The sequence below is a fragment of the Agrobacterium sp. MS2 genome, from assembly GCF_003261015.1.
Taxonomy (GTDB): Bacteria; Pseudomonadota; Alphaproteobacteria; order Rhizobiales; family Rhizobiaceae; genus Agrobacterium; species Agrobacterium pusense.
This window is the reverse complement of sequence record NZ_QLNF01000056.1, coordinates 272,082-294,404: the sequence shown is the minus strand read 5'-3', so window position 1 is coordinate 294,404 and position 22,323 is coordinate 272,082. Positions and strand designations below refer to the sequence as shown.

Sequence of the window (22,323 nt, the reverse complement as noted above, 5' to 3'; positions counted from 1 at the left end):
CCGCGAGATATCCCCATGAACGACATCGCCCTTCAAAGACCGGTCACGGCATCCGGCACAGGTTCCGATCTACAGTCAGAACGCTTGAAATCCGCCTGGCTGTTCCTTGCCCCCACATTTCTCGTGCTGGCGCTGGTGGCGGGCTGGCCGCTCGTGCGCACCGTGTGGTTCAGCCTCACCGACGCCTCGCTCACCAATCTGGAGGGAGCACAATTCGTCGGCCTCAAGAACTATCTCACCTGGATCACGCTCAGCAGCGGCCGCACGATCTATCGAGGCCTGCTTGCCGACCCCGCATGGTGGGGGGCGGTTCTCAACACGCTGAAATTCACCATCGTCTCGGTCAGCCTCGAAACGGTGCTCGGCCTCATCGTCGCTCTGGTGCTGAATGCCGAATTCAAGGGACGCGGCCTCGTGCGCGCTGCCATTCTTGTGCCATGGGCCATTCCCACCATCGTCTCTGCGCAAATGTGGGCGTGGATGCTGAACGACCAGTTCGGCATCTTGAATGACCTGTTCCTTAATCTAGGCCTGATCTCCAACAAGATCGCCTGGACCGCCAACCCCGAGACCGCGATGATCGCCGTGCTTATCGTCGACATCTGGAAGACCACGCCCTTCATGGCGCTGCTCATTCTCGCCGGTCTGCAAATGGTGCCGAAGGACATGTATGAAGCGGCCAAGGTGGATGGCATCCACCCCGTGAAGGTGTTCTTCCGCGTTACCCTGCCGATGATCCGTCCTGCCCTGATGGTCGCCGTCATCTTCCGTATGCTGGATGCGATGCGCGTTTTCGACCTCATCTACATCCTGACGCCGAATAATGCCCAGACCCGCACCATGTCGGTGCTGGCGCGCGAGAATCTGTTCGATTTCGACAAGTTCGCCTATGGCGCCGCTGCCTCCACCATGCTGTTCCTCATCATCGCCTCGATCACGGTCATCTATATGTGGCTCGGGCGTGTCAACACCGATGGAGCCCAGCGATGACCTTGCCCAGCATCCTGAAGACCACCGCCTTTTATGCGCTGGTCGCCGTCATCATGGTGATTTCGGTATTCCCGTTTTATTATGCGATCCTGACCAGTCTGAAATCGGGCTCGGCGTTGTTCCAGGTTAATTACTGGCCGCGCGAATTTTCGCTCACCAATTACAGTTTCGTCATTGGCAACGGCACGTTCCTGCGCAATCTCGGCAATTCGTTGCTTGTTGCATCATCCGTCGTCATCCTGTCGCTGTTTCTGGCGGTCACCGCGTCCTATGCGCTTGCTCGCGTCCGCTTCCGGGGCCGCGCGTTGCTGCTGCTCACCATTCTGTCGGTTTCGATGTTCCCGCAGATTGCCGTTCTCGCCGGCCTGTTTGAACTGATCCGCTGGGCGGGCATCTTCAACACGCCCTTGGCGCTGATCTTTTCTTATATGATCTTCACCCTGCCTTTCACGGTTTGGGTCCTGACAACCTTCATGCGCGACCTGCCGATCGAAATCGAGGAAGCAGCCATCGTTGACGGCGCATCGCCCTGGGTCATCATCACACAGGTGTTCATGCCTTTGATGTGGCCGGCGCTCGTCACGACGGGGCTCCTCGCCTTCATCGCGGCATGGAACGAGTTCCTCTTCGCGCTCACTTTCACCTCATCGAACGAGCAGCGCACGGTGCCGGTCGCCATCGCGCTGCTGTCGGGCGGCTCACAGTTCGAAATTCCCTGGGGAACGATCATGGCCGCGTCCGTCATCGTTACCGCGCCCCTCGTCGTCCTCGTTCTGATCTTCCAGCGACGCATCATCTCCGGCCTCACGGCCGGCGGCGTCAAAGGCTAGGAGAAACATCATGACCACCATTCAATTGCGCGATCTTCGCAAATCCTTTGGCGCCTTCGATGTCATCAAGGGCATCGACATGGATATCCGCTCCGGCGAATTCATGGTTTTTGTCGGCCCTTCAGGCTGTGGCAAGTCCACGCTGCTACGCCTCATATGCGGGCTGGAAGAAATCACCGGCGGCACGCTCTCCTTCGACGGTGAGACAGTAAACCGCCTGCCGCCCGCCAAACGCGGCGTCGCCATGGTCTTCCAGTCCTATGCGCTATATCCGCACATGACCGTGTTCGAAAACATGGCTTTCGGCATGAAGTTGTCTGGCGCAGACAAAGAACAGCGCAAGAAGCGCGTCGAAGCGGCAGCGGAGATGCTGCAGCTCACGCCCTATCTGGAGCGCCTGCCGAAGCAGCTTTCTGGCGGCCAGCGCCAGCGTGTCGCCATCGGCCGCGCCATCGTGCGCGATCCGAAGGTCTTCCTGTTTGACGAGCCGCTCTCCAACCTCGATGCGGCGCTGCGCGTGGCCACGCGTCTCGAGATCGCCAAGCTGCATCGCTCGATGCATGACACGACGATGATCTACGTCACCCACGATCAGGTGGAGGCGATGACACTCGCCGACCGCATCTGCGTCCTGCGCGACGGTCGGGTCGAGCAGATCGGCACGCCGCTCGAGCTTTACGAAAGTCCTGTCAACACCTTCGTCGCCGGCTTCATCGGCTCGCCGAAGATGAACTTCCTGGCAGGCAAGTATGCGGAATCAAAAGGCGCAAAAACGATCGGTGTCCGGCCGGAACACATCACCATCGCCAGCGACGGCAGCGGTTGGAGTGGAGAAATCGTGCATTCGGAAATGCTCGGATCGGACAGCTACATCTATGTCGAGATCGGCGCCGGCGAGCCCGTTGTCGTACGTGAAGAGGGCGTGACCGGCCGCAAGGCGGGCGAGCGTATCACCATCGTGCCGGATACGGCGCAGATCCACCGTTTTGACGCCGAGGGCCGGGCCATTGCCCGCAACCCTGCTCGCGGCGCCGCCTGAACCTAACTTCCGCCGGGACAACCCAAGTAGCCGGCTTTCACCAAGGAGCATGAGAATGACCATCAACACCGTTGTATGGGGCGAAAATATTCACGAACACATCAATGAGACGGTGCGTTCGATCTATCCAAACGGCATGCACAACACCATCGCCGATGCGCTGAACCAAAATCCCGAGATTAACGCCACCACCGCCACGCTGCAGGAGCCGGAGCACGGCCTTTCACAGGAGCGCCTCGACAAGACCGACGTTCTCGTCTGGTGGGGCCACAAGGACCACGGCGCAGTTCAGGATGACATTGTGGAGCGCGTCGCCAAGCGCGTCTGGGAAGGCATGGGCCTGATCGTCCTGCATTCCGGCCACTTCTCCAAGCCGTTCAAGCGCCTGATGGGTACGCCGTGCGCGTTGAAATGGCGCGAGGCGGGCGAACGCGAACGCCTGTGGACCATCAATCCCCGCCACCCGATCGCCGCCGGCCTGCCCGAGCATTTCGAGCTGGAAAACGAGGAGATGTATGGCGAGCAGTTTTCCGTACCGGAGCCGCTCGAGACCGTCTTCATCTCCTGGTTCCAGGGCGGTGAGGTTTTCCGTTCGGGTCTCACCTGGCGTCGTGGTGCCGGCAGTATCTTCTATTTCCGCCCTGGCCATGAAACTTATCCGACCTATCACGACGCCAATGTGCAGAAGGTCATCAGCAATTCTGTAAAATGGGCCTATAATCCGGTCGGCGCTCTGAAGAGTATTCACGACGCGCCGAATGTTCCCGTCGATAAGGCGCTCGAGCCTATCGAAGAACGTGGTCCCAAGCTGCATAAGGCAGGCGAAGCAGGTTACAGGTAAGGGCTTGGAGATACTGGCATGAGACTTCTCATTCTCGGAACCGGTGGCATGGCCAACAACCATGCCACATATTTCTCTCAGATCCCCGGCGTCGAACTGGTTGCGGCGGTGGATGTGGACGACGTGGTGGCACGGGCCTTTGCGCTGCGCCATAACATCCCGCTCTCTTTCACTTCGCTGGATGACGCCATTGCCTGGGGTGAATTCGATGCGGCGGCGAATGTCACACCCGATGCCATCCATCACCCCACGAGCCTGAAGCTGCTTGCGGCGGGCAAGCACGTTTTCTGCGAAAAACCGCTGGCGGAAAACTACGCGAATGCCGCCGAAATGGCCGACGCGGCCGAAAAGGCCGGCCTCGTTGCCATGGTCAATCTCACCTATCGCAACGTCGCCCCCTTGCAGGCGGCGCGCGAGATGGTGCTGGCCGGCAAGATCGGCAAGGTTCGCCATCTGGAAGCCTCCTATCTCCAGAGCTGGCTCGTTTCCAAGGCCTGGGGCGACTGGATGACGGAGAGCAAGTGGTTGTGGCGGCTTTCCACCAAGCATGGCTCGAACGGCGTGCTGGGTGATGTCGGCATCCACATACTTGACTTCGCCTCTTATGGCGCAGGCAGCGATGTGCAACGAATCTTCACTCGGCTGAAGACCTTCGACAAATATGAGGGCAACAAGATCGGCGCTTACGATCTGGATGCAAATGACAGCTTCACCATGACGGCCGAACTGGAAAACGGCGCCATGGGCGTCATTCATGCCAGCCGCTGGGCGACGGGCCACCTCAACGAACTTCGTTTGCGCATCCACGGCGACAAGGGCGCACTCGAAGTCATTCACACGCCCGACTATTCCAGCCTGCGTGCCTGCATCGGCGAGGATGTGGAAAAGGCGATCTGGAAGACGATCGATGTCGATCCCGTGCCGACGAACTACGAAAAATTCGCCAAGGCCGTGATGGAAGGCGGCGTCGCCGATCCCGACTTCCGCCACGCCGCCAATCTGCAGAAGGTACTCGATCTGTCGATCATTGCGGATCGGGAGAGACGCGAGTTGGCCGTTTCGGCTTGATGTGAGAGAACAACCTGCGGCATCACTTTGCCGCAGGTTTCTTCTCCCCGAGGGGAGAAGGTGGCCCGAAGGGTCGGATGAGGGGGCAACATTGCCGGATTTCGGAGAGCTCGCGCCCTCATCCCGCTGCCGCGGACGTCTCCCCCTCGGGGAGAAGAAACAAGCGGCTTACACTCGCTCAATACATTGTGCGCTTCTTGAGGATGCAAACTAAAGCGTGGAATTTCACTCCCGCGCAACTTCACACCCCGCGCTTGTTCCCCCATAACAACACATGCAGCTGCGGCAGCACGCGGGCGGAAAACCAGCGATCTTCGCTAACCTTATCCACCAGCCACAACATCCGCTCCATTACACCATCGATATCGACACGCGCATCGTCATCATCCGGCGGCGGCGGGGTGTGGTTGCCGGGCTGGAGGTAAACCGGCAAATACGGGAAACGCGCGGATGCCGCTTTGGCATAGGCGTAATCCGCATCGTCAAAGACCACGATCTTCAGGGCCACCTGCGGCCCCTCGCCGGCAGCGGCAAGACAGTCTTCGAAAGCCTGCCAGTCCGTTCCCATGCCGCTCGATGGCGGCTTGGGGCTCAGAACCAGATGGTCGAGATCGGCAAACCAGTTTTTGGCGATACTGCCCTGCGTTTCCAGCGCGAAACGATAGCCTTCAACGTGCCCTTTTGCGATCAGCGACCCAAGCGGCTGGATGGCCGGATTGCCGCCAGACAGCGAGACCGTCAGCGGTACCCCACCGGAAAGCCGCCGCACCTCCTGCCAGATTGCATCGACCGGCATCGGTTTCCACGTGTCGCGATAATCGCTATCGACCGCGTGCAGCGTATCGCACCAGGAACAGCGATAGTCGCAGCCGCCAGTGCGAACGAAAACCGTCGGCAGACCGATCAGCAGACCTTCGCCCTGAATGGTCGGGCCGAAGATTTCACTGATGCGGATCGTGGTGTCCTTCGCTGCACTCTTTTGTCGGGCCGCCGTCATGGCCGGTATTCTGCCCAGGTCTTGGCGGTTTCGCTGACGCGGATGGCACTAGTTTCAGGCAGACGATCCTTGCACCAGTCATAGAAATGCTTCGCCAGGCATTCCGCCGTGACCCGGTCATGGCCGAGGACATCATTCAGGTGACGATGATCAAAATGATCGTCGATATAGCGCTTCAACGGTGCGAGCTCGTGATAGTCGCGCACGAAACCGTGCTCGTTCAGCTCTTCGCCTGACAGTTCCACTTCGACGATGTAATTATGCCCGTGCAGCCGATTGCACTGGTGATCCGACGGCAGGCTTTTCAACTGGTGCGAGGCGGAAAAGTGAAATTCCTTGGTGATGCGGAACATCAACGCACCTCCTGCGCCGCGAAAGCATGGGTCGCGGCCACCCAGAAATCCGGGTCCTCATAGTCTGTCGGATCGGTGACGCCGGCAAGATGGAAGGCTTCGCGCCGCTCCACGCAGGTGCCGCAGCGGCCGCAGTGACGCAAGCCGCCCTTGTAACAGGACCATGTTTCACCGAAGGGCGTTCCATATTTCGCGCCATCGGTCACGATGGCCGCCTTGGAAACGGTGACGTAGGGCGCAAAAAGTTTCACATCAGCATAGCCTTCAAGCGCATGCGCCTGCATGGCGTTGAAGCTGTCAATGAAGCCCGGCCGGCAATCCGGGTAGATGAAGTGATCGCCGCCATGAACGGCAATCGCCACTGCTTCCGCCTGTTGCGCGGCAGCCAGGCCGAAAGCGATGGTGAGCATGATGGCATTGCGGTTCGGCACCACGGTGGAGCGCATGGTCTCTTCGGCGTAGTGGCCATCAGGCACCTCCACATCGTCGGTCAGTGCGGAACCGGTGAGATGCGCGCCGATGGTTCTGATGTCGATGACATGATGCGGCACGCCGAGCCGTCTGGCGCAATCGGCGGCAAAATCCAGTTCCTTCCTGTGGCGCTGGCCATAATCGAAGGAGACGAGAGCTAAAAGTTCATGTTCCGCGGCGATTTTATGCGCAAGCGAAACGGAGTCCAATCCGCCGGAGCAGATGACGATGGTTTTCATAAGTTGGGATCCCTTGTTTTGACCGGGTGGGCTGCGACCGGATTACAGGGGCGGCTTTAAAGCAAAGCGGGGAATTTGTGAAGGCCCTAGCTGAAATCACGAAAAGCGGCAAAGTTACCTTCACCGCTTTTCAAGGAATGATCTTCCGTCCTCAGCGCAGCAACGCCTGCGCCTCCTCAATGCCGAGCGCGGCCGGCTGCGTGCAGGTCGTCGTCATCTCGATGAAACGGCCCTCTTCGCCGGACTTCAGGATCGACGTCATCACGTCGATACCGTGCAGGGAACGATCCAGCGAGCAGCGGGCGTCGCGCCCCTCCAGAATGGCAATCGCCATATCGGCAAGACCGGCCGTGCGGTAATTTGCACGCGGGCCGTTCGGGCTTTCCTGATTGGCGATGCCGAAGGGGTGAGCCCAGTCTTCCAGCGGCTGGATATTCTTGTCGCGACCGCTGGCTTCGACAACACCGCCGAAGAAATTCGGATCCGGCACGTAGATCGAGCCTTCCGTGCCATAGAGTTCCATATTGGCATGACGATGCGACCAGACATCCCAGCTCGCCGAAAGCGTGATCGTCGCACCATTCACGAATTCCAGCAGGGCATGGATATTTGTCGGGGTCTCGACAGGGATGATCTCGCCGTTCAGCGGCTGGCTGGTCACCGTACGGGTCGGATTGGCCATGCTTGTCAACGCGCCGACGCGCTTTACCGGGCCGATGAGGTTGATGAGGTTGGCAACGTAATAAGGACCGAGATCGAGGATCGGCCCGCCGCCCTTGAGGAAGAAGAAGCCCGGATTGGGGTGCCACATCTCCATGCCGGGGCTCATAACGTGGCATGTACCTGACGTGATGCGGCCGACCTTGCCGTCATCGATATATTGCCGGGCAAGCTGATGCGCACCGCCGAGGAAAGTATCCGGGGCGCAGCCGACGGAGAGATTTTTCTCGCGAGCGATGCGCCGTAGCTCCTCGCCTTCCTCCAGCGAAAGCACCAGCGGCTTTTCCGAATAGACGTGCTTGCCCGCCTGAAGGGCTGCTTTTGACACCGGAAAGTGCGCGGCAGGGATGGTGAGGTTTACCACCACGTCGATTTCCGGGTTGGCGAGCAATTCCTCAATGGACTGCGCGACAACACCGAATTCTTCCGCCCTCAGTTCCGCCGCATTGCGGTTGAGATCGGCGCAGGCCAGCACCTTGATGCCCTCGAAGAGCGGTGCCAGCGAAAAATAAGCAGACGAGATATTGCCGCATCCGATGATGCCGACGCCAAGATCTCTGGCCATGATGAAACTCCGAAATCTGAGAGTTAATAGGTTTTGAACGACGCGATAGAACGGGTAATCAGTCGATCGATGTCCTTCGGGTTGTCGTGTTCGACCACGAAATGTTTCGTGGCGGATTTCGCCTTCAGCGCCGCGACGAGGCCCTTCCAGTCGACGGTGCCATGGCCGACATCGGCCCAGCCATCTTCATCCTTATTCTCCCCTGCGGGCGCGATGTCCTTCACGTGCACGGCGTTGATGCGCTTGCCGTAGCTTTCGATCCAGGCGAGCGGATCGGCATTGCCCCTGATAATCCAGGCGATATCCGCCTCCCATTTCAGGTCGGGGCCACCGGCAAATATCTGCTCCTGCGGCGTTGAGCCATCGGCAAGCGCCTTGAACTCGAAGTCGTGGTTATGCCAACCGAAGACCAGCCCGGCATCCACGAAGGGCTTTCCGGCTTCCTGCAGGCGCTTGCCAAAGGCGAACCAGCCGGCGGCATCGTTAGGGCGCTGGTCGGGCATCAGGTAAGGGCAATAGATCGCTTCCACACCCAGAGCGCTGGCAATATTCAGCGCCTTTTTGGGATCGCCTTCAAGAAGATCGAGACCGAAATGACCGGTGGGCATGGTCAGGCCGTTGGCGTCCAGTTCGGCACGCAGACCTTTCAGGCCGGCTTCATCCAGCGAAGCATACATGGCGCCGTAACCTTCCACATGTTTGTAACCTGCCGCTGAGAGCTTCTTCAGAATATCGGAAAAAGGTTGAAAATTACGGGCGCTGTAAAGCTGAAAACCGAGTTCTGTCATTGTCTCCTCCATAGAGATGTGGTTCTTGGGAATGTGTGGGAGTGGTCAGCGCCCTTTAGAGCCGTTCCTCGCTTTGCGCGTCGAACAGCGAGGCCATGGTCATGTCGAGGCCAAGGCGCACCTTGGTGCCGGGTGAAAACCGTCTGTGGCCGCCAACGCGCACGGACATGGTATGCCCGGCATGTTTAAGCCAGATCAGATTGTCGGCGCCCATCGGCTCTTCGATATCGACGATCGCCTCGTGCACCTCCCCGCCGACGATATCGGCATCAACGCGCACATGTTCGGGGCGAACGCCCAGAACCACTGCGCGACCGGCGACAAGCGGCGTTTCCGCATGATAACCGTCAAGTGCGAAAGTCACGCCATTGGTGGTGAAGACCACCTTACCGTCTTTTTCGATCAGCTCGCCGCGCAGGAAATTCATCGAGGGCGAGCCGATGAAGCCTGCGACGAACAGGTTCCTTGGCTTGTTGTAGATGGTGACAGGGTCAGCCAGCTGCTGGATGACGCCGCTTTTCATGATGGCGATGCGATCAGCCAGCGTCAGCGCCTCGATCTGGTCGTGCGTCACATAGATCATGGTGTTCTTCAGCGACTGGTGCAGCCGCTTGATTTCGACGCGAAGCTCCGAGCGCAGCTTGGCATCGAGGTTGGAGAGCGGTTCATCGAACAGAAAGACATCCACATCCCGCACCAGTGCCCGGCCGATCGCCACGCGCTGGCGTTGACCGCCGGAAAGTTCGGCCGGCTTGCGTTTCAGCAGCGGCTCGATCTGCAAGATGCCGGCTGCCCTTTTGACGCGGCGGTCAATCTCCTCTTTCGGCACTTTGGCGACCTGAAGGCCAAAGGAAAGGTTCTTTTCCACCGTCATTTGCGGATAGAGCGCGTAGGACTGAAACACCATGCCGATGCCACGATCCTTCGGTTCTTCCCAGGTAACGTTACGGTCCTTGATGTATATCTGTCCGTCGGTCGGCTCCAGAAGCCCGGCGATGCAGTTGAGAAGGGTCGACTTGCCGCAGCCGGAAGAGCCGAGCAGCACGAGAAATTCGCCGTCGTAAATATCGAGATTGAGGTCTTTCAGCACGGTAACGGCGCCGAAGGACAGCGAAAGATCGCGGATGGAAACGCTTTTGTTCATATAGCTCAACCTTTTACTGCGCCTGCAGCAATGCCGCGGACGAAAAGCCTGCCGGAGAGGAAATAGACGATCAGCGGCACGGCCCCGGTCAAAAGGGTTGCGGCCATGTTGACGTTGTATTCCTTCACGCCCTGCACGGAGTTGACGATGTTATTGAGCTGCACCGTCATCGGGTAATATTCCGGCCGCGTGAACACCACGCCGAACAGGAAGTCGTTCCAGATGCCGGTCACCTGCAGGATCATCGCCACCACGAAGATCGGCAGTGACATGGGCAGCATGATGCGGAAATAAATCTGCCAGAAATTGGCACCATCGATCCGCGCCGCCTTGAAGAGTTCCTCCGGCAGCGAGGCGAAATAGTTGCGGAAAAGCAGCGTCAGGATCGGCATGCCGAAGATGGTGTGAACGATGACGAGGCCGCTCAGTGTGCCGTAAATGCCCAGTTCGCGAAGCACGATAACGATCGGATAAATCATCACCTGATAGGGAATGAAGGCGCCGATGATGAGGATGGAGAAGAACAACTCCGATCCCTTGAACTTCCAGTTCGCCATGGCATAGCCACTGACGGAGGCGACGATGATGGAAATGACGACCGACGGCACGAGGATGCGTACGGAGTTCCAGAAGCCCCGCGAAAGCCCGTCGCAATTCAGCCCTGTACAGGCATTCGCCCAAGCCTTGACCCAAGGCTCGAAGGTAATCTCCACCGGCGGTGCGAAAATGTTGCCTAGCCGGATTTCCGGCATGCCCTTCAGCGAGGTAACGACCATCACGTATAGCGGCAGCAGGTAATAGGCAGCAGCCACGAACAATGTGCCGTAGAGAATGATGTTGCGGCGGGAAAAGGTTTTCCTTGGCTTCTTGCCGCGCGGGCCGGAGAGCTCATTGGAAACCGCATCGTTGGCGGCAACAACCGTGTTCAATGTGCTGAGATTAGCCACGTTTCTTGCCTCCGAATTCAAGGTAGGCCCATGGAATGATGATGATCGCAACCGTCAGGAGCATCATAGTAGAGGCGGCAAAGCCCTGCCCCAGATTCTGCGCCTGGAACATGTAGTCATAGACATATTTTGCCGGGACCTCGGACGCGATGCCCGGCCCGCCGCTTGTCTGCGCCACCACGAGGTCGTAGACCTTGACGATGCCGCTGGCGATGATGACGAGCGTGGTGATGAAGACGGGACGCATCATCGGTATGATGATGAGGGTGTAGGTTTTCCACATCGGAATGCCGTCAACGCGCGTCGCCTTCCAGATGTCTTCATCAATGCCACGAAGACCGGCCAGCATCAGGCACATGACGAGCCCCGTGCCCTGCCAGAGCGCCGCGATCAGAATGCCATAGATAACGATCTCGGAATTGTAGAGCGGGTCGAACGTGAAGCTTTCCCAGCCAAACGAACGGGCAACGGACTGGATGCCAAATTCCGGGTTCAGCAGCCACTGCCAGACGAGGCCGGTAACGATGAAGGACAAAGCGAAAGGATACAGGAAGATGGTGCGGAACGCGTTTTCAAAACGTATTTTCTGATCCATCAACGCCGCCAGCACGAAGCCGATGACAAGGCTGAAAATTAGCGACAGGATGCCGTAAATCGCCAGATTCTGGATTGAGACGATCCAGCGCGGCGCGGCCCACAGCCGCTCATATTGATCGAAACCGATGAAGTTCGCCCGCGGCAGAAGCTTGGAATTGGTGAAGGAATAAACCACCGTCCAGACCGTGCCGCCAAGAAAGATCACCACGGCCGTCAGTATCATCGGAATGGAGGCAATCTTCGAATTGAGATTGCGGAAAAGCTGGTTGGGCCGCCGTGAGCGCGCTTGACCTGCCATGTTACCTCCTCCTGTAACGTTACAGTCAACGGCCGAGCACGGGGCTCGCCGCGAGAAACTCCGGCCATTGCCTGTTGTCCTGGCATAGCCCGGACGTTGGAAGGGGAGCGGCGAACCGCTCCCGATCCGAAGAGATTACGATCAGTCAGCCGAACCGATAATGTCCGCGAAACGCTTCTGGCCGTCTTCCGCCGACATCGAGCCCGCGAAGAATTCCGCCATCAGATCTTCCTTCTGTTTCTGCGTATCGGCGGAAATCAGCTGGTCGGTGCTGGTCAGCGCATTGCCCTTGGCCAGAATTGCCAGGCCCTTTTTCATGCAGTCATTGGCTGCATTCAGGTCGACGTCGCCGCGGATCGGCAGCGAGCCTTTCTTCAGGTTGAAGGCAACCTGCGTTTTCGGATCAACGATGGTCGCGGCAAGAACATCCTGCGCCTTGGTTTTCGCCTCGTCCTTCAAAACGGGGAAATAAAAGGCGTCGCCACCCGTGGTCAGGTATTCACTCAGGCCAAGGCCAGGAAGGCAGGAATAATCAGTGCCGGCTTTCTGGTTGGCGAGCTGGAATTCACCCTGGGCCCAGTCGCCCATGATCTGGCCGCCGGCCTTGCCGGTGATGACCATGTTGGTGGCCTGGTTCCAGTCCTGAACATTGGTGCCCTTGGCCATGTCGCGCGCCTCGACGGCAGCTGCGAAAATCTTTGCCATTTCAGGACCTGCCGCCGCTTCGGCATCCTTGTCGCCATAGACCTTCTGATAAAGGTCCTTGCCGCCGATCGAAAGCGTCAGCGTGTCGAACAGGCCGTTCGCCTGCCATGCTTGGCCGCCAAGCGCGAGCGGCTGGATACCGGCCTTTTTCAGCGCCGGCGCTGCCGCGACAAATTCCGTCCAGTTCTTCGGAACTTCGACGCCCGCTTTCTTGAAAGCCGCATTGGAAAGCCACAGCCATTGCCACGAATGGATATTGACCGGCGCGCAATAGATCTTGCCGTCGATGGTGCAGCTGTCGAGCAGGCTCGCCGGCTTGATGACCTCTTTCCACTTACCCTTTTCGGCAACGTCGGACAGGTCCCGCATCAGTCCGGCCTGCACCAGTTCTTCCGCCTGCCGGCCGTGGTTGAACTGGGTGGCGCCCATCGGATCGCCGCCGGTGATGCGGCTGATCATGATCGGCCGGGCCGTGCCGCCCGAACCGGCAATCGCGCCGTCCACCCATTTATTGCCGGTCGCGTCGAAAGCCTTGGCCAGTTCGGCCACCGCTGCGGCTTCGCCGCCCGATGTCCACCAATGGGTCACCTCGAGATCAGTGGCCCCGGCAAAGCCCGCCGGAATCATCACGCTGGCCAGAAAAGCCGCAGAAATAACACGCATTCGCATGAGTCTCCTCCCTCACTGAAACGTTGCAGTTGGAACGTATGCGAAGATTTTTGATTAGGCAACCGCCTAAAATACGAATCTCGTTACTGCATTCAGCGGCGTCTCGAAGGATGGCAAAATTCGCCTGACAGGCGGACCGTAGAGGGGCTTGCGCGCCGTAATCCACACGCAATGCCACTGGTTTAAAAACCCTGCGCAGCAAGGAAACAGGTGCAAGAGACAATGAAACGCTGGCATATTCTCCTGATCATGGGATTGATCGGTGTCGCATCGCTTTTACTCGCCGCGTTTGAGCAGCTCATACCGGGGCAGCAGGTTTCAATGGCGATGCGCCTGTTGATACTCCTCCAACCAGCAGTCCTGACCGTCGCCTCGGTCGCCACCGGCCAAGCCCTTGCCGCAAAAATCGGACTCCATGCGCCTTTGATCGATAGCTGGCTGACGGGCGGCGATCCGCGTGCGGTACTGCGAAAACAAGTGCCTCCTGCACTTGCTGCGGGTGTTGCCGTTGCCATTGTGATGATCGTCTATTCGTCAGCGATCCTGCCCTTGGTCACAGATGCAGCAACCATGGCAAATATGACCAGATTTGACATTCCCCTCGCCACCCGGCTTCTCTATGGCGGCGTCACCGAAGAGCTATTGACGCGATGGGGCATGATGTCGTTTTTCGCGTGGATTCTCTGGCGCTCTACAGGAGGCGGGCAGGTTCGAGCGTTCATAATGTGCGCTGCCATCGTGATCGCTGCCGCTCTGTTCGCCGCTGCTCATCTGCCGTTTCTGTTTACCATTGCCGCGCAGCCCCGGCCGGCACTCGTGCTTGCAGTGCTGACCGGGAATTTTATTCCCGGACTCATCTTCGGATGGCTATTTTGGCGCCGGGGACTGGAGGCGGCAATTCTCTCTCATGGCTTTGCCCATTGTATAAATGCACTGGCGGCCTGAACCAAAAGGCGAAGCGGGCAGACGTCCGCTTTGCTTATTCTCTTGGCGTAGGTAACGCCTATTGCCTCTTGTAATCGTCCTCGATGCGGATGACATCGTCCTCACCAATATAGGCTCCGGTCTGGATTTCGACCAGTTCGAGCGGGATCTGCCCCTCATTGGCAAGACGGTGCGGCTGGCCGATCGGGATATAGACCGACTGGTTTTCCGTCAGCAGCCGGGTCTCGTCACCAATCGTCACGGTGGCCGTTCCCTTGACGATGATCCAGTGTTCCGAGCGGTGATAGTGTTTCTGGAACGAGATGCGGTGGCCAGGATCGACGGTGATATGACCAACCCGATAACGCTCGTCCACATACATGTGCTCGATGTAACCCCAGGGCCTGTAAACGCGCTTGTGGGTCTGCGTCTGAGGCGCATGTTCGCCGTCCTTCAGCGTCTCCACCAGACCCTTCACGTCCTGCACCCGGTTCTTCGGCACCACCAGAACCGCATCCTTCGTGGCCACCACCACCATGTCCTTCGCGCCCACCACCGTCGTCAGCAATTGCGTCGAATGGATGAGGCAGCCTTCGGAATCGATGAAGACGCCGTTACCTTCCAGCGCATTGTCATTGCTGTGTTTGTCGGCGATCTCCCAGATCGCGTCCCAGCTGCCGATATCCGACCAGCGAAAATGGCCGTGCACGACAGCCATGCGCCTGGTCTTCTCAATCACGGCATAGTCGATGGAATTCTTGGGCGAGGCTTCGAAGCTTTCCTGATGCAGACGCACGAAGCCGAGGTCACTTTCATATTGCTCGACGGACTGCGTTACCGCGGCCAGAATTTCCGGCGCAAAGGCCTCCAGTTCTGCAATCATCACGTCGGAGCGGAACAGGAAGTTTCCGGAATTCCAGAGATAGCCTTTTTCGAGATAGGAGATCGCCGTCTTCATGTCAGGCTTCTCCACGAAGGCCTCGACCTTGCTCAGATCCTTTTCACCATCAATCGCCTCGCCCGGCTTGATGTAACCATAGGAGGTGCGCGGCTCCGTCGGCACCAGGCCGAAGACGACGATATTGCCCTGATCGGCGGCTTTGGCGCCCAGTTTCACGGCATCGGAAAACTTGTCGGCATCGAGCACCACATGGTCGGCAGCAAGCGCCAGAACCAGGCATCCGGGCTCGCGACGCTCGGCCAGCACGGCGGCGGCGGCCATGGCGGCTGCGCTGTCGCGGCGGGCGGGCTCAAGCACCACGGTGGCCGGCAGATCGATCTCCTCCGCCTGACGGCGGGCAAAAAAACGGAAATCCTCGTTGGTGATGACAAGTGGCTCGGAATAAAGCGTTTCGTCACCCACCCGCTGCAGGGTCTGCTGATAGGTCGAAAGATTGCCGACCAGCGGCTGAAACTGCTTGGGCAACTGATCGCGCGAGACCGGCCATAGCCTGGAGCCAGCACCACCGGCCAGAAGAACCGGCGTGATCTTTCGAGATTGTTCCTTCACAATAAAACCTTTCCAACGTCAAAAAATTTCCCGGCGCGCCGGACAATATACATATTTCCCAATACCGCCATCATCGGTTCATGGGCGAACAAGCGCAAGCTCATAAATCCCCCTTGTGAAAGCTTGGTGAACAGCTGGGTGTCTGCCCCGGCACGCTTTCCTAACGCCACGCGACAGGTGAGGTTCCGCTTGATTTCTTCACGCGGATCGATGCAGAGCAAATAAAAACCCCGGGATTGCTCCCGGGGCCGGCTTCAAGTGAGGCGTGACGCAAGCGTCAGCCCGGCAATGCATAGGCGATGACATAGTCGCCACGGTCAGGAGACTGGCGTGCGCCGCCAGCTGAGATGACGATATATTGCTTGCCGGTCTTCGGAGACTTGTAGCTCATCGGGCCGCCCTGGCTGCCGACCGGAAGGCGGGCCTTCCAGACTTCCTTGCCGGTCGCCGTATCGAAAGCGCGCAGATAATAATCCTGCGTGCCGGCGATGAAGACGAGACCGCCCTGAGTGGCCAACGTGCCGCCGAGCGTGGGCATGCCGATCGGGATCGGAAGGCCCATCTTGATGCCGAGCGGACCGGTATCCTCGACAGTGCCCACGGGCACCTGCCACTTGATCTTCTGGGTCTTCATGTCGATAGCGGTCATCGTGCCATAGGGCGGGGCCTGGCAGGGTATACCGAGAGCCGACAGGAAACGGTTCTTGTTCACCGCATAGGGCGTGCCCTTCATGGGAACGACGCCCATGCCGGTGTTGACGCTTTCGCCGCCACTCGCGACAGCCTTGGTCGGTGCCGCTTCCTGCATCTGGATCCAGAGACCGAGGCGCATGTCGTTGACGAAGATCGTGTTCGTGGTCGGGTCCGTCGAAAGACCGCCCCAGTTCATGCCGCCGAGCGAGCCCGGGAACGATAGGGAGAGGTCCGTGCCCGGCGCCGTATAGAGGCCCTCATAACGCATGCCCTTGAAGGCAATGCGGCAAAGAAGCTGGTCAAACGGGGTCGCGCCCCACATGTCCGCTTCCGTCAGGGTCTGCGCACCGATCTGCGGCATGCCGACCGAGCGTGGCTGTGTCGGCGCGTAGCGCTCGTTCGGAATATTGGCGGGCTTGACCGGAACTTCTTCAACCTTGGTCAGCGGCTGGCCTGTCGCCCGGTCGAGAACATAGATCTGCGCCGCCTTGGTGCCGAAAACCAGTGCCGGAACAGTGGTTCCATCCGCTTTCGGGAAATCGACGAAGCTCGGCTGCATCGGCACGTCGAAGTCCCAGAGGTCGTTATGAACCGTCTGGTAGACCCATTTTTCGCGACCGGTGGTGGCATCGAGCGCCAGCATCGAAGCACCATATTTATGGTCGAGCGGTGTGCGAGTTGCGCCGTACAAGTCCACCGAAGGGCTGCCGACCGGCATGAAGACGGTGTTCAGCTCCGGATCATAGGACATGGACGCCCAGACGTTGGGTGTGGAACGCGTGTAGGTCTGTCCCTCGGGCGGAAGTCCGGTGATATCAGGGTTGCCAGGGTCGAAGGCCCAGCGAAGCGCGCCCGTCACCACATCGAAACCGCGCATCACACCGCCGGGCATATCGACCTGAACGTTGTCGGCGATACGGCCGCCGACAACGACAGTCGTGCCGGCAAGCGTAGGTGCGGAGGTCAACACATATTGCGGGTCCGGCGCATCGCCGAGACCGATCTTCAGGTCGACGCGGCCGTTGGTGCCGAAATCAGGGCAAAACGCGCCGGTGTCGGCATCGAGCGCTATCAGTTCCGCATTGATGGTGTTCATCAGAATGCGACGCTGGCAAAGCGCGCCCTCGGCCACCACAGCCGGGGTAACCGGCGTGGAGCCCGGTGCGGTCGGCTGCTTCAGCGGCGCCTTGGCGTCGAAATAGGCAAGACCGCGGCAACGCATCCAGACGGAAGATTTCGCGTTGATTTCCGTCTTCCACTTTTCTGCGCCGGTATCTGCATCAAGAGCGATGACATTGTTATGCGGCGTGCACAGGAACACGGTGTCGCCAACCTGCAGCGGCGTTTCCTGATCTTCCGCACCATTCGCGCCGGGGCTGATCGGGGTATCGCCGGTGTGGTAGGTCCAGGCGACTTCGAGGTTCTTGACGTTGTCGCGCGTGATTTCATCGAGAGCGACAAAGCGGCTGCCGCCGGATGTATTGCCGTAATGTTCCCAGTTCTTCTGCTCCGTTTCCGGTGTGACAGGCGTCAGGGCTGCCGGTTCACCATTGAAGGCGACGGTGGGGTGCGGCACGAACATGCCGGCAAAACCCGCGCCGGTGGCGATGGCGAGAATGGCGGCAAGGGCGAAAGAGGCGCCGTATGCCGGAGCCTTGCCGGCCGCGCGACGCAAGAGAGGATAGGAGAGCGCAACGACAATGGCGCCGACGCCCATCGCCAGAAGGCGTGAAATGAGCGGCCAGAAATGCAATCCGGCTTCCCACATCGCCCAGATGCCGGTGAGGACGAAGACAAGGCCGAAGAGAACCGCACCGGCAGGCTTGCGCAGCAGGATGAGCAGGCCCGAGACGATGAGCGCGATGCCCGCCGTGACGAAATAGAGGCTGCCGCCGAGGGCCACAAGCTGGCCGCCGCCAATGGCGAAGAACAGGCCTGCGGCAACGATGACAGCGCCGAGCACCAACAGCCACAATCTGGCTGGGAGCGATAAAGAAGTTGCTGGATTACCCATGAAAGAATGTCCGGTTAGAAGAGCCGCCCCAAAAGGCTGAAGCCCGGTGATTGTTCAGCGTCCGGCGAAGCCGGGACAGCCTGCTGCCGCAATGGCCAGGCGAAAATGCGCCGATGGCGGCGCGGCTGAACGGGGAACAATGGTGGGGAAGACTTCCGTCGTGACTGTCATGCGTGACCCATTCACTGCAGGTAACCGCCGGCCCCATGGACGGCGGGCAAGATGCTTGAACAAATCCTCCCCGGTTTCTCCCATCAAAGCCTGCAAAGCGGCAAAGACGATCGAAACACTGGCTGCGGTATAACGTCGCCTGCGACAAGATGACAATGCGCAAGCTGGGCAATTTCGATAAGCTATGCTTATATCACATCACACCTGACAAAACAAAGAAATCTCCCGATGGATATTCGTCAACTCACGATATTCGTGGAAGCGGCAAGGGCGAGGAACTTTCGTGCCGCCGCCCTGCAGCTCGGCATTGCCCAGCCCGCCGTCACCCAGCGCATTCGACAGCTGGAGGAAAATCTGGGCTTCAAGCTCTTTCACCGCATCAATCGCGGTGTGGAACTTACCCCGGCCGGTCAGTCCATGCTCATCGACGCGGAAGAAATACTTGCACGCACCAAAAGTGCGCTGGAAAGGGCGCAGCAGATCCGCCGCGGCCAGCTTGGCACGCTGCGCATCGGTTACGGCACCAGTGTTATGGCCGAGCGTAAACTACCCGCGCTCATTACCCGCTATGGTGACGAGCACCCAGACGTGACGCTTGAACTGTTGCCCGGCATGACAATGGAACAGCTGATCGAGCAGGTGACGACCCGCGAGACCGACGTTGCCTTCATCCGCGCGCCTCTTCCCACGCTGCCGCAGACCTTGCGAACCATGCCGTTCGACCGCTCTAGGCTTTGCGTCGCTTTGCCGGAACGTCACGTACTCGCCAAGCGCCCGCAGGTTTCCGTCAGCGATATCCTGCACGAAAAACTGCTGCTGCCGGTTGACGAGATTGGCCTCGGCCTCAGCAGCAGCGCGCTTTCGCTTTTCGAAGATGCCGGCTGCACGCCGCAAGTCGGCATGCGCATCGCCAACGTCAATACGATTCTCGCGCTCGTGGAGGCCGGTGCAGGCATTTCCATCCTGCCGGAAAGCACGGTGCTTTCCGCAAGGGGCACTGCCGCCGTGTCACTCGATAGCGCGGAGGCATGGTCCGACTGCGTACTGCTCGTCAGGCGCGGCGCGCTTGCCCTGCATGTCGAAGCCTTCGTGAATATGGCCCGCCGAGCCTACAGAGCGAGCCTTTGACAAGCAGGATGCGGAATTAATCGATTGAATCGGCCGCAAATTTCATCCCGCTTAAATTTGCTGCACTGAACAACATTCAAGGCTTGGCAGGCGCGCGAAAAATACAATAACAACGGCGGATATTTTTACATTGTTATAGACACGAAAGCACACACAGCCCATGTCCGACACGACCAAGCCCGCCAGCACAAGAACATCGGTTACGGATCAGGAAGCCCTGGATTTCCACGCGGAAGGCAGGCCGGGCAAGCTGGAAATCACCCCGACGAAGCCGATGGCAACACAGCGGGATCTGTCGCTCGCCTATTCGCCCGGCGTGGCGGTGCCGGTGAAAGCCATCGCCGAAAATCCAGCGACCGCTTACGATTATACGACACGCGGCAACATGGTGGCCGTCATCTCCAACGGCACCGCGATCCTCGGGCTGGGTAATCTCGGCGCGCTGGCCTCGAAGCCGGTCATGGAAGGCAAGTCGGTCCTCTTCAAGCGTTTCGCCGATGTCGATTCCATCGATCTCGAGGTCGATACCGAAGACGCCGATGAGTTCATCAATTGCGTGCGTTACCTCGGCCCCTCCTTCGGCGGCATCAATCTGGAAGACATCAAGGCGCCGGAATGTTTCATCATCGAAAGCCGCCTGCGCGAATTGATGGATATTCCCGTATTCCATGACGACCAGCACGGCACCGCCATTATTGCCGCCGCCGGCCTCATCAACGCCATCGAACTGACCGGACGTGACTTCAAGACCACCAAGCTCGTCTGCAACGGTGCGGGTGCGGCCGCAATCGCATGCATGGACCTCATCAAGGCCATGGGTTTCAACCCGGAAAACATCACGCTCTGTGATACCAAGGGCGTCATCTATCAGGGCCGCACCGAGGGCATGAACCAATGGAAATCCGCGCATGCGGTGAAAACCGACAATCGCACGCTGGCGGAAGCCATGAAGGGTGCTGACGTGGTGTTCGGCCTCTCACAGAAGGGCGCGTTCAGCGAAGAAATGATCCGCTCCATGGCGCCGAAGCCGATTATCTTTGCAATGGCCAATCCCGACCCGGAAATCACCCCGGAAGAAGTGTCCCGCATCCGCGATGACGCCATCATGGCGACGGGACGTTCCGACTATCCGAACCAGGTCAACAACGTCCTCGGCTTCCCCTATATCTTCCGCGGCGCGCTCGATGTGCGTGCCCGCCAGATCAACGATGCCATGAAGATCGCCGCCGCGCAGGCGCTGGCGGATCTGGCCCGCGAAGACGTGCCTGACGATGTGGCCGCTGCCTATCAGGGCAACCGCCCCCGCTTCGGGCCGCAATATATCATTCCGGTCCCGTTCGATCCGCGCCTGATCTCCGCCATTCCTGTCGCCGTGGCAAAAGCCGCTATCGAAACCGGCGTCGCCCAGCGCGAAATTCCCGATCTCGACGCCTATGCCCGCGAGCTTTCGGCCCGTCGTGATCCGATGGCCTCGACCACGCAACGCCTTTACGAGCGTGTGCGTCGTTCGCCCAAGCGCGTGGTCTTTGCCGAAGCGGAAGAAGAACAGGTCATGCGCGCGGCGATTTCGTTTACCGCTCAAGGGCTTGGTACCGCCATCCTGCTCGGCCGTGACGATATCATCAAGGCCAATGCGGAGCGTGCCGGTATCGATCTCGACCGCGCCAATATTGAAATCACCAATGCCCGCCTCTCCAGCCGGGTCGATGCCTATATCGATTACCTCTATGCGCGGCTGCAGCGCGGCGGCTTCCTGCTGCGCGACGTGCAGCGCCTGATCCACAACGACCGCAACCACTTCGCCGCCTGCATGGTCGCGATGGGCGATGCGGACGCGGTGGTGACGGGCGTGACGCGCAATTATTCGACGGCGCTGGAAGATATCCGCCGTTGCATCAACACCAAGCCAGGCCATCGCGTCATCGGCGTGTCCCTCGTTGTCTCGCGCAACCGCACCGTCTTCGTGGCCGACACGGCCGTGCACGACATGCCGAATGCCGAGGACCTCGCCGATATCGCCGAGGAGGCAGCCGGCCTCGCCCGCCGTTTCGGTTACGAGCCGCGCGTTGCCATGCTCGCTTATTCCACCTTCGGCCAGCCGGTCGGCGAACGCTCCGACAAGGTGCGCGAGGCGGTGAAAATTCTCGACAAGCGCAACGTCAATTTCGAGGTCGATGGCGAAATGTCGGCGGATGTGGCGCTGAACCATCACCGCATGCAGAGCCAGTATCCCTTCGCGCGCCTTTCCGGCCCCGCCAATGTGCTGGTCATGCCCGCCATCCATTCTGCCTCCATCTCCACCAAGATGCTGCAGGAATTGGGCGGTGCGACCGTCATCGGCCCTCTCCTCGTCGGCCTCGACAAGTCGGTACAGATAACCTCGATGGGGGCCAAGGACAGCGATATCGTCAACATGGCAGCAATCGCGGCCTATAATGCCGGACGATAATTGAAAGGCGGTGCGGCTTGCTTCTCGCCTCTTGGTTGAAACAAGCCGCACACCACTAAAACCTAAAGAACAAGATTCTACGATTTTAAATTATTAGGATATTTTTTCTGCCTGACAACATTATTGGAACTCGTTTCTATTCATAGTATTTTTTGCGCAATGCCAATTCTCGC

General features: G+C 59.2%; 20 protein-coding genes. 8 read left to right on the top strand and 12 right to left on the bottom strand.

Annotated elements, in window-relative coordinates; translation table 11 throughout:
• The first annotated feature begins 15 nt into the window (after positions 1-15).
• Genes DOU54_RS16675 through DOU54_RS16655 form a run of 5 tightly spaced genes read left to right on the top strand, consistent with a single transcriptional unit; the run spans position 16 to position 4,768 of the window.
• Positions 16-990, top strand: coding sequence for a carbohydrate ABC transporter permease (locus tag DOU54_RS16675; RefSeq protein WP_004438520.1), 975 nt, complete (start codon positions 16-18; stop codon positions 988-990).
• The gene (locus tag DOU54_RS16670) at positions 987-1,820 is read left to right on the top strand and encodes a carbohydrate ABC transporter permease (protein ID WP_004438518.1); all 834 of its coding nucleotides are present in this window, start codon (positions 987-989) and stop codon (positions 1,818-1,820) included. The genes DOU54_RS16675 and DOU54_RS16670 overlap by 4 nt, the downstream gene beginning before the upstream one ends.
• A 10-nt stretch (positions 1,821-1,830) precedes the next feature.
• Entirely contained in the window at positions 1,831-2,859 is a 1,029-nt protein-coding gene (locus DOU54_RS16665; RefSeq protein WP_113731671.1) for an ABC transporter ATP-binding protein, read from the top strand.
• 55 nt (positions 2,860-2,914) lie between these two features.
• Positions 2,915-3,700 (top strand): ThuA domain-containing protein, encoded by a 786-nt coding sequence (locus DOU54_RS16660; protein WP_113731670.1) that lies wholly within the window; start codon positions 2,915-2,917, stop codon positions 3,698-3,700.
• A gap of 18 nt (positions 3,701-3,718) precedes the next feature.
• On the top strand, positions 3,719-4,768 hold the full coding sequence (locus DOU54_RS16655; protein WP_004438510.1) for a Gfo/Idh/MocA family protein: 1,050 nt from the start codon (positions 3,719-3,721) through the stop codon (positions 4,766-4,768).
• A 241-nt stretch (positions 4,769-5,009) separates the two neighbouring features.
• On the opposite strand, the gene queE is transcribed toward DOU54_RS16655, so the two are convergent.
• From queE to DOU54_RS16610, 9 genes are all read right to left on the bottom strand, one after another.
• Positions 5,010-5,765, bottom strand: a complete 756-nt coding sequence (gene queE, locus DOU54_RS16650; RefSeq protein WP_035211066.1) for a 7-carboxy-7-deazaguanine synthase QueE — start codon at positions 5,763-5,765, stop codon at positions 5,010-5,012.
• Positions 5,762-6,118 carry a 6-carboxytetrahydropterin synthase QueD gene (gene queD / locus DOU54_RS16645; RefSeq protein WP_004438504.1) on the bottom strand — a complete coding sequence of 119 codons (357 nt, stop codon included), beginning with the start codon at positions 6,116-6,118 and terminating at the stop codon, positions 5,762-5,764. The genes queE and queD overlap by 4 nt, the downstream gene beginning before the upstream one ends.
• Complete coding sequence (gene queC / locus DOU54_RS16640; RefSeq protein ID WP_004438501.1) at positions 6,118-6,828, bottom strand: 7-cyano-7-deazaguanine synthase QueC; 711 nt, start codon at positions 6,826-6,828, stop codon at positions 6,118-6,120. The genes queD and queC overlap by 1 nt, the downstream gene beginning before the upstream one ends.
• Positions 6,829-6,979: 151 nt before the next feature.
• On the bottom strand, positions 6,980-8,113 hold the full coding sequence (locus tag DOU54_RS16635) for a Gfo/Idh/MocA family protein (protein ID WP_113731669.1): 1,134 nt from the start codon (positions 8,111-8,113) through the stop codon (positions 6,980-6,982).
• Between the two features lie 23 nt (positions 8,114-8,136).
• Positions 8,137-8,901 carry a sugar phosphate isomerase/epimerase family protein gene (locus DOU54_RS16630; protein ID WP_035211069.1) on the bottom strand — a complete coding sequence of 255 codons (765 nt, stop codon included), beginning with the start codon at positions 8,899-8,901 and terminating at the stop codon, positions 8,137-8,139.
• A 55-nt stretch (positions 8,902-8,956) separates the two neighbouring features.
• Positions 8,957-10,045 (bottom strand): ABC transporter ATP-binding protein, encoded by a 1,089-nt coding sequence (locus DOU54_RS16625; RefSeq protein ID WP_111813377.1) that lies wholly within the window; start codon positions 10,043-10,045, stop codon positions 8,957-8,959.
• Positions 10,046-10,050: 5 nt separating this feature from the next.
• Positions 10,051-10,992: a carbohydrate ABC transporter permease gene (locus DOU54_RS16620; RefSeq protein WP_004438490.1), complete on the bottom strand. Its 942-nt coding sequence runs from the start codon at positions 10,990-10,992 to the stop codon at positions 10,051-10,053.
• A complete protein-coding gene (locus DOU54_RS16615) occupies positions 10,985-11,887 on the bottom strand; it encodes a carbohydrate ABC transporter permease (RefSeq protein ID WP_113731668.1) in 903 nt (300 codons plus the stop codon). The genes DOU54_RS16620 and DOU54_RS16615 overlap by 8 nt, the downstream gene beginning before the upstream one ends.
• Before the next feature lie 141 nt (positions 11,888-12,028).
• Entirely contained in the window at positions 12,029-13,261 is a 1,233-nt protein-coding gene (locus DOU54_RS16610; protein WP_034498262.1) for an ABC transporter substrate-binding protein, read from the bottom strand.
• Between the two features lie 222 nt (positions 13,262-13,483).
• On the opposite strand from DOU54_RS16610, the gene DOU54_RS16605 reads away from it, so the two are divergent.
• Entirely contained in the window at positions 13,484-14,206 is a 723-nt protein-coding gene (locus DOU54_RS16605; protein WP_113731667.1) for a CPBP family glutamic-type intramembrane protease, read from the top strand.
• Between the two features lie 58 nt (positions 14,207-14,264).
• Here the strand turns inward: DOU54_RS16605 and DOU54_RS16600 are convergent, their stop codons facing one another.
• The 3 genes from DOU54_RS16600 to DOU54_RS16595 are packed head-to-tail and all read right to left on the bottom strand — an operon-like array spanning position 14,265 to position 18,402.
• Positions 14,265-15,695: a mannose-1-phosphate guanylyltransferase/mannose-6-phosphate isomerase gene (locus tag DOU54_RS16600; protein WP_044459816.1), complete on the bottom strand. Its 1,431-nt coding sequence runs from the start codon at positions 15,693-15,695 to the stop codon at positions 14,265-14,267.
• Positions 15,692-15,916, bottom strand: coding sequence for a hypothetical protein (locus DOU54_RS27180; protein ID WP_146617379.1), 225 nt, complete (start codon positions 15,914-15,916; stop codon positions 15,692-15,694). The genes DOU54_RS16600 and DOU54_RS27180 overlap by 4 nt, the downstream gene beginning before the upstream one ends.
• A gap of 56 nt (positions 15,917-15,972) precedes the next feature.
• Positions 15,973-18,402 carry a glucose/quinate/shikimate family membrane-bound PQQ-dependent dehydrogenase gene (locus DOU54_RS16595; RefSeq protein ID WP_113731666.1) on the bottom strand — a complete coding sequence of 810 codons (2,430 nt, stop codon included), beginning with the start codon at positions 18,400-18,402 and terminating at the stop codon, positions 15,973-15,975.
• A gap of 399 nt (positions 18,403-18,801) precedes the next feature.
• On the opposite strand from DOU54_RS16595, the gene DOU54_RS16590 reads away from it, so the two are divergent.
• Entirely contained in the window at positions 18,802-19,701 is a 900-nt protein-coding gene (locus DOU54_RS16590) for a LysR family transcriptional regulator (RefSeq protein WP_113731665.1), read from the top strand.
• A 160-nt stretch (positions 19,702-19,861) separates the two neighbouring features.
• Positions 19,862-22,150, top strand: a complete 2,289-nt coding sequence (locus DOU54_RS16585; RefSeq protein ID WP_034498268.1) for an NADP-dependent malic enzyme — start codon at positions 19,862-19,864, stop codon at positions 22,148-22,150.
• Positions 22,151-22,323 lie beyond the last annotated feature (173 nt).